Source organism: Micromonospora sp. C97, assembly GCF_018070385.1.
GTDB lineage: Bacteria > Actinomycetota > Actinomycetes > Mycobacteriales > Micromonosporaceae > Micromonospora > Micromonospora parva.
Genome location: NZ_JAGPXU010000001.1, coordinates 756,363 through 762,370, shown reverse-complemented (window position 1 = coordinate 762,370; position 6,008 = coordinate 756,363). Strand labels below are relative to the sequence as shown.

The window sequence follows — 6,008 nt, the reverse complement described above, 5'->3', positions numbered from 1 at the left end:
GTTCGCGTTCCAGCGCCCCGCGTGAGGGCGGGTACCAGGGTGGCGACCGCACTCGCTCCGGCCCGCCGCGCGAGGGTGGCTTCCGTGGCGGTGACCGCCGTGAAGGTGGTTTCCGTGGCGGCGACCGGGACAGCTCGCGTTCCAGCGCCCCGCGCGAAGGCGGTTTCCGTGGTGGTGACCGCGACGGCGGGTTCCGTGGCGGCGATCGCCGTGAGGGCGGGTACCAGGGTGGTGACCGCACTCGCTCCGGCCCGCCGCGTGAGGGTGGCTTCCGCGGCGGTGACCGCGACGGTGGCTTCCGCGGCGGTGACCGCGACGGCGGGTTCCGTGGCGGTGACCGCCGCGAAGGCGGCTTCCGTGGCGGCGACCGGGACAGCTCGCGTTCCGGCGACCGCCGTGAGGGCGGGTTCCGTGGCGGTGACCGCGAGGGCGGGTTCCGTGGCGGTGACCGCGAGGGCGGCTACCGGGGCGGAGAGCGCACCGGCGGTTCCCGGGCCGACGAGCGGCCACGTCGCGAGGGGGAGTTCCGTCGGGACGACCGCGCGGGTGGCTCCGAGTCGTTCGAGGGCGGGCGCAGTTCGGCCCCGGCGTTGCCGGACGACATCGTCGCGACCGACCTCGACAAGGACGTCCGCGCCGAGTTGCTCTCGCTGAACAAGCCGGTCGCCGAGACGGTGGCCCGGCACCTGGTCGCGACCGGGCAGTTGATCGACGAGGATCCCGCCGAGGCGTTGGCGCACGCGCTGGCCGCCCGGCGGTTGGCGTCGCGCATCTCCGCCGTCCGTGAGGCGGTCGGTCTGGCCGCGTACCACGCGGGGGAGTGGCAGTCGGCGATCGCCGAACTGCGCACGTACCACCGGATGAGCGGGTTGCAGAGTCACCTGGCCGTGCTCGCGGACTGCGAGCGGGCTCTCGGCCGGCCGGAGCGGGCCATCGACCTGTTCCGGGGCGCGGACCGGGAGAAGCTGGACCAGGCCGTGGCGATCGAACTGTTGATCGTCGCCGCTGGGGCACGGGGCGACCTCGGGCAGAAGGACGCCGCGGTCGCGATGCTCCAGGTCCCGGACCTCACCAGCGAGGCCACCGTGCCGTGGACGGCCCGGCTGCGGTACGCGTACGCCGACGCGCTGCTCGCGGTGGGTCGGCGCGACGAGGCCCGCGAGTGGTTCTCCCGCGCCGCTGACGTGGACACCGAGGGCGAGACCGACGCCGCCGAGCGGCTGCTCGAACTCGACGGTGTGGTCATCGAGGGTGACGACGAGGACGAGGCCGCCGAGGAGATCGCCGCGGGCCCGGGGGCTCCCGGCGCGGTGCCGGCCCGACCCGACGCCGACCTGACCGGTGACGACGAAGACGACGACGACGAAGACGACGACGACGAAGACGACGACGACGAAGACGACGACGACGAAGACGACGACGACGAAGACGACCAGGACGACGACGACGACCAGGACGGCGACGAAGACGACGACGACCAGGACGGCGACGAGGACGACGCCGCTGTCAGCCGTCCCGGCGACGACGAGGACTTCGACGACGAGGACGAGGACCGTCACCCCAGCGGAAGCGGCAACGCCGACGCGGGCACCGCTGGCGACAGCGGTGTGACGTCCGGCGACGCGGACGGGGACACAGCGGACGGGGACACGGCGAACGCCGCCGGGACCGTGCCGGCCGAGGGCGACGAGTCAGGGTCGACGCGGCGGTGAGCGCGGGCGTGGGGGAACGGCTGGTCGACGGGTACACCCTGGTCGTCTTCGATCTGGATGGCGTGATCTACCTGATCGACCGGCCGATCCCCGGCGCCGTCGAGGCGGTGGCCCGGCTGCACGCCGAGGGACGGGCGGTGGCGTACGCGACCAACAACGCGTCCCGCCGCTCCAGCGAGGTCGCGGACCTGCTGACCGGAATGGGTGTGGCGGCCCGGCCGGAGGAGGTCCTCACCTCCGCCGCGGCCTCGGCCGAGTTGCTGCGTGACCGGCTGCCCGCCGGCGCGTCGGTGCTGGTGGTCGGCGCGGAGGCGCTGCGCGCGGAACTGCGCGCGGTCGGTCTGACCCCGGTCACCCAGGCCGACGAGAAGCCGGCGGCGGTGGTGCAGGGGTACGGCCCGCAGGTCGGCTGGGCCGAGTTGGCCGAAGCGTCGATCGCGGTGCGGGCGGGTGCCATCTGGATCGCCACCAACACCGATCGGACCCTGCCCAGTGGGCGGGGTCCGTTGCCGGGCAACGGTTCGCTGGTCGCCGTGCTGCGGACGGCGCTGGAGCGGGACCCCGACGTGGTGGTCGGCAAGCCGGAGCCGGCGCTGTTCGAGACCGCCGCTCGCCGCAGTGGCGGTGGGCGGAGCCTGGTGGTGGGTGACCGGCTGGACACCGACATCGAGGGCGCCTGTCGGGCGGGTTTGGACAGCCTGCTCGTGCTCACCGGCGTGCACGGCGTACCGGATCTGCTGGCCGCCGAGCCGCAGCGGCGTCCCACGTACGTCGCGAGGGACCTGGCGGGGCTGTTCGACCCGGCTGCCGCCGTGCGGGTCCCGGGCCCGGCGGACGCCGGCGGCTGGTCAGTGACCGACCGGGACGGCACGCTGGAGCTGGCGGGGACCGGTCGACAGCTGGACGCCCTGGCGGCGCTCTGCGCGGTGGCCTGGTCGGCGCCGGTGCCGGCGCTGCCGAAGATCCGTCCGGTGGGCCCGGACGCGGCCCAGGCGATGGAGAGCTTCGGTCTGACCGCTGCCGAGTGACGGCAACAGTTCAGAGCAGCTTGCGCAGCTTCAGCAGGTCGAACGGGTTGGCTTTGATCGACACCCGGCGGGAGGTCACCGCGTTGGTGACGTCCAGGTCGCCGCGGACCAGGGCGAGCAGGTCGTCGCTGGACGTGCTCAGCGCGATCTTGGCCTTGGGGTCGTCGCCGTCGGTCAGCTCGACCAGCCGGCCACCGGTGATCCGGCCGTGAAACGCGGTGTCCAGGTCGGTGATCCGGCAGGCCAGCGTCCGGTCCAGGTCGATCCGTTCGCGTACCGTCTCGGCGTTGCGGTCCAACCGGGCGGCCAGCTCCTGCAACGCCTGGCGGCACTCGTCCACGCTGGCCACATCTCCCCCTCGCTGATCGCCACGCCGTCCTCGGCACCGTACCGCACGGACCGGTCCGGGGTGCCCGGTAGCGTGACACCTGCACACCCCGCCCCGTGGAAGGACTCAGGCATGCAGGACGCGTGGCGCGCCTACCTCGAGCTGGCCATGGGCCTGACGGAGGCGCCCCGGAAGAAGGCCCAGGACGTGGCACGTCGCCTCGTCGGCTCCGGCGGCGCGACCGCCGCCCAACTCCAGGCCCTCGGCGAGGAACTGCTCACCACCAGCGCCGCCAACCGGGAGGCGTTGACCAAGCTGGTCCGCTTCGAGGTCGACCGGGCCCTCGGTGCGGTCGGTCTGGCCACCGCCGACGAGGTGGCCGAGCTGACCCGACGGGTGCACGACCTGGAGCGGCAACTGCGGGAGGCGCGGTCCGTCGACGCGTCGACCGTCGGCCCGGCGGCAGCACCCGACCCGACTGCCGCCGCGCGGCCCGGCACCGGCCTCGTGCCGTCCGACGCCCCGGCCGGTGCGCCGGTCTCCGCGCCGGTGGCGAAGAAGGCGGTGGCGAAGAAGGCGGTCGCCAAGAAGGCCATCGCGAAGAAGCCGCCGGCGACGGTCAGCCGGACCGCCGACGAGGACGTTCCGACGCCGGCGGCGATGCCCGCCAAGAAGGCGGTCCGCAAGCAGCGGCCGGACGACGCCGAATGACCCGGCCCGGCCCACCGCCCGGCGGGTCTTTCCCGGCCCGGCCCGGCCCACCGGCGGGCAGCTCCTTCCCGGCCCGGCCCGGGCCGCCGGCGGGTGCCCGCCCCGGGCCGCCAGCGGAGTTCGGGGACGACGACGACACGCGACACCCGGCGGTGGACGCCGCCGTGCAGTCCCTGGCGAACGCGGCAACGCTCGCCCCCGCCGACCAGATCGCCCACTACGAGGCGGCCTACGAGACGCTGCGGGAAACCCTCGCCACCATCGACCAGACCTGAGCGGGACGACCAGGCCTGAGCAGACCGGAGAACCACCCATGGCACGTCGTAACCGGCTGGACGCCGAACTCGTCCGGCGCGGTCTGGCCCGCTCCCGTGAGCAGGCCGCCGCGTTGGTGGAGGCCGGCCGGGTCCAACTGCGGGGCGTGGTCGCCCGCAAGGCGGCCGCGATGGTCGACCCTGCCGATCCGCTCCTGGTGACCGGTGCGGACCCCGCCGAGGAGTACGTCTCCCGGGGCGGGCACAAGCTCGCCGGGGCGCTGGCCGCGTTCGCCCCCGGAGGGTTGCGGGTCGCCGGGCGGCGCTGCCTGGACGCGGGCGCGTCGACCGGCGGGTTCACCGACGTGCTGCTGCGCGCCGACGCGGCCGAGGTGGTGGCGGTGGACGTCGGGTACGGGCAGCTCGCCTGGCCGCTGCGCACGAACGAGCGGGTCCGCGTTCTGGAGCGCACCAACGTTCGTACCCTCGACGCGGACACCATCGGCGGTCAGGTCGATCTCACGGTGGCCGACCTGTCGTTCATCTCGCTGCGGTTGGTGCTGCCGGCGTTGGCCGGCTGCACCCGCGACGACGGTGACCTGGCGTTGATGATCAAGCCGCAGTTCGAGGTCGGCAAGGAGCGGGTCGGCGCCGGCGGTGTGGTCCGCGATCCGGAGCTGCGCGCCGAAGCGGTGCTGGATGTGGCCGCGGCGGCCGCGCGGCTCGGCCTCGGCCTGGCGGATGTGGCGGCCAGCCCGCTGCCCGGGCCGAGCGGCAACGTGGAGTTCTTCGTATGGTTGCGCCGGGGCGCACCACCGGCCGACCCGCAGCGGGTGCGGGCCGTGGTGGCGGCCGGGCCGGACGGCCCGACGACGACCGGCGACGTGCCGGACGGGGCGGCGGAGGAGGTCGCAGGGTGAACGCGCGCAGCGAGGGCACCGCGACGACACGCGGTTGTGGCGGGGCGACGGTGTCGCGGTGCCGCCCGGTCCAGGATGGGCGGGCGACCCGATGAGCCGGACCGCGCTGCTGGTGACCCACACCGGTCGTCGGCGCAGCACCGAGCACGCCCGGTCGGTCGCCGCCGACCTGATCGACGCGGGTTTCGAGGTACGGGTGGTCGCCGATGAGGCCGAGGACCTCGACCTGCCCGGCGTGGTGCCGGTCGGCGGCCCGCAGGCCGCCGAGGGCGCCGAGATCGTCTTCGCGCTCGGTGGGGACGGCACCTTCCTGCGCGCCGCCGAGCTGGCCCGGCCGGCGAAGGCGCCGCTGCTCGGCATCAACCTCGGCAAGGTGGGCTTCCTGGCGGAGGCGGAGATCGACGACCTGGACACCGCCGTCCGGGACGTCGTCGGCCGCAACTACACCGTCGACGAGCGGCTGACCCTGGACGTCACCGCCGAGTTCGACGGCGGGCCGACCATCGAGTCGTGGGCGCTCAACGAGATCAGCATCGAGAAGGGCGAGCGTGCCCAGATGCTGGAGCTGCTCGTCGACGTGGACGGCCGGCCGCTGTCCCGCTACGGCTGCGACGGTGTCGTCTGCGCCACCCCAACCGGCTCCACCGCGTACGCGTTCTCCGGTGGCGGTCCGGTGGTCTGGCCGGAGGTGGAGGCGCTGCTGCTGGTGCCGATCAGCGCGCACGCGTTGTTCAGCCGCCCGTTGGTCACGGCCCCGACGTCCACCTTCGTGATCACCGTGGACCCGTTCACCACCCTCGCCGTGCTCTCCTGCGACGGCCGGCGGGTCTACGACCTGCCACCCGGCGCCCGGGTGACGGTGCGCCGCGGCGCCCTGCCGGTGCGCATCGTGCGGCTGCGCCCCCGCCCGTTCACCGACCGGCTGGTGGCCAAGTTCGACCTCCCCGTGCACGGGTGGCGCGGCAGCCGCCGGTGACCGCGGCACACACTGTCGGTGGATGTGCGGTGTCCACCTGACGACATGTCGCCGCTGCGGCGGCTGGCGACTAGTGACC

7 protein-coding genes are annotated in these 6,008 nt (G+C 74.4%); 6 read left to right on the top strand and 1 reads right to left on the bottom strand.

The features are described 5' to 3' along the window. Window positions 1-674: 674 nt before the first annotated feature. Entirely contained in the window at window positions 675-1,712 is a 1,038-nt protein-coding gene (locus tag KBX26_RS03155) for a hypothetical protein (protein ID WP_307857741.1), read from the top strand. Further along, complete coding sequence (locus KBX26_RS03150) at window positions 1,709-2,740, top strand: HAD-IIA family hydrolase (RefSeq protein WP_030334916.1); 1,032 nt, start codon at window positions 1,709-1,711, stop codon at window positions 2,738-2,740. The genes KBX26_RS03155 and KBX26_RS03150 overlap by 4 nt, the downstream gene beginning before the upstream one ends. Window positions 2,741-2,750: 10 nt before the next feature. Here KBX26_RS03150 and KBX26_RS03145 read toward each other — a convergent pair whose 3' ends face one another. Continuing rightward, a complete protein-coding gene (locus KBX26_RS03145) occupies window positions 2,751-3,089 on the bottom strand; it encodes an SCP2 sterol-binding domain-containing protein (protein WP_030334914.1) in 339 nt (112 codons plus the stop codon). Between the two features lie 111 nt (window positions 3,090-3,200). Here KBX26_RS03145 and KBX26_RS03140 point away from each other — a divergent pair, with 111 nt between their 5' ends. From KBX26_RS03140 to KBX26_RS03125, 4 genes are all read left to right on the top strand, one after another. Beyond that, window positions 3,201-3,779, top strand: coding sequence for a phasin family protein (locus tag KBX26_RS03140; RefSeq protein WP_210864686.1), 579 nt, complete (start codon window positions 3,201-3,203; stop codon window positions 3,777-3,779). Beyond that, window positions 3,776-4,054 carry a hypothetical protein gene (locus KBX26_RS03135; RefSeq protein WP_210864685.1) on the top strand — a complete coding sequence of 93 codons (279 nt, stop codon included), beginning with the start codon at window positions 3,776-3,778 and terminating at the stop codon, window positions 4,052-4,054. The genes KBX26_RS03140 and KBX26_RS03135 overlap by 4 nt, the downstream gene beginning before the upstream one ends. A gap of 38 nt (window positions 4,055-4,092) precedes the next feature. Beyond that, the gene (locus KBX26_RS03130) at window positions 4,093-4,953 is read left to right on the top strand and encodes a TlyA family RNA methyltransferase (RefSeq protein WP_210864684.1); all 861 of its coding nucleotides are present in this window, start codon (window positions 4,093-4,095) and stop codon (window positions 4,951-4,953) included. 91 nt (window positions 4,954-5,044) lie between these two features. Further along, a complete protein-coding gene (locus KBX26_RS03125) occupies window positions 5,045-5,929 on the top strand; it encodes an NAD kinase (RefSeq protein WP_030334907.1) in 885 nt (294 codons plus the stop codon). Window positions 5,930-6,008: the final 79 nt, after the last annotated feature.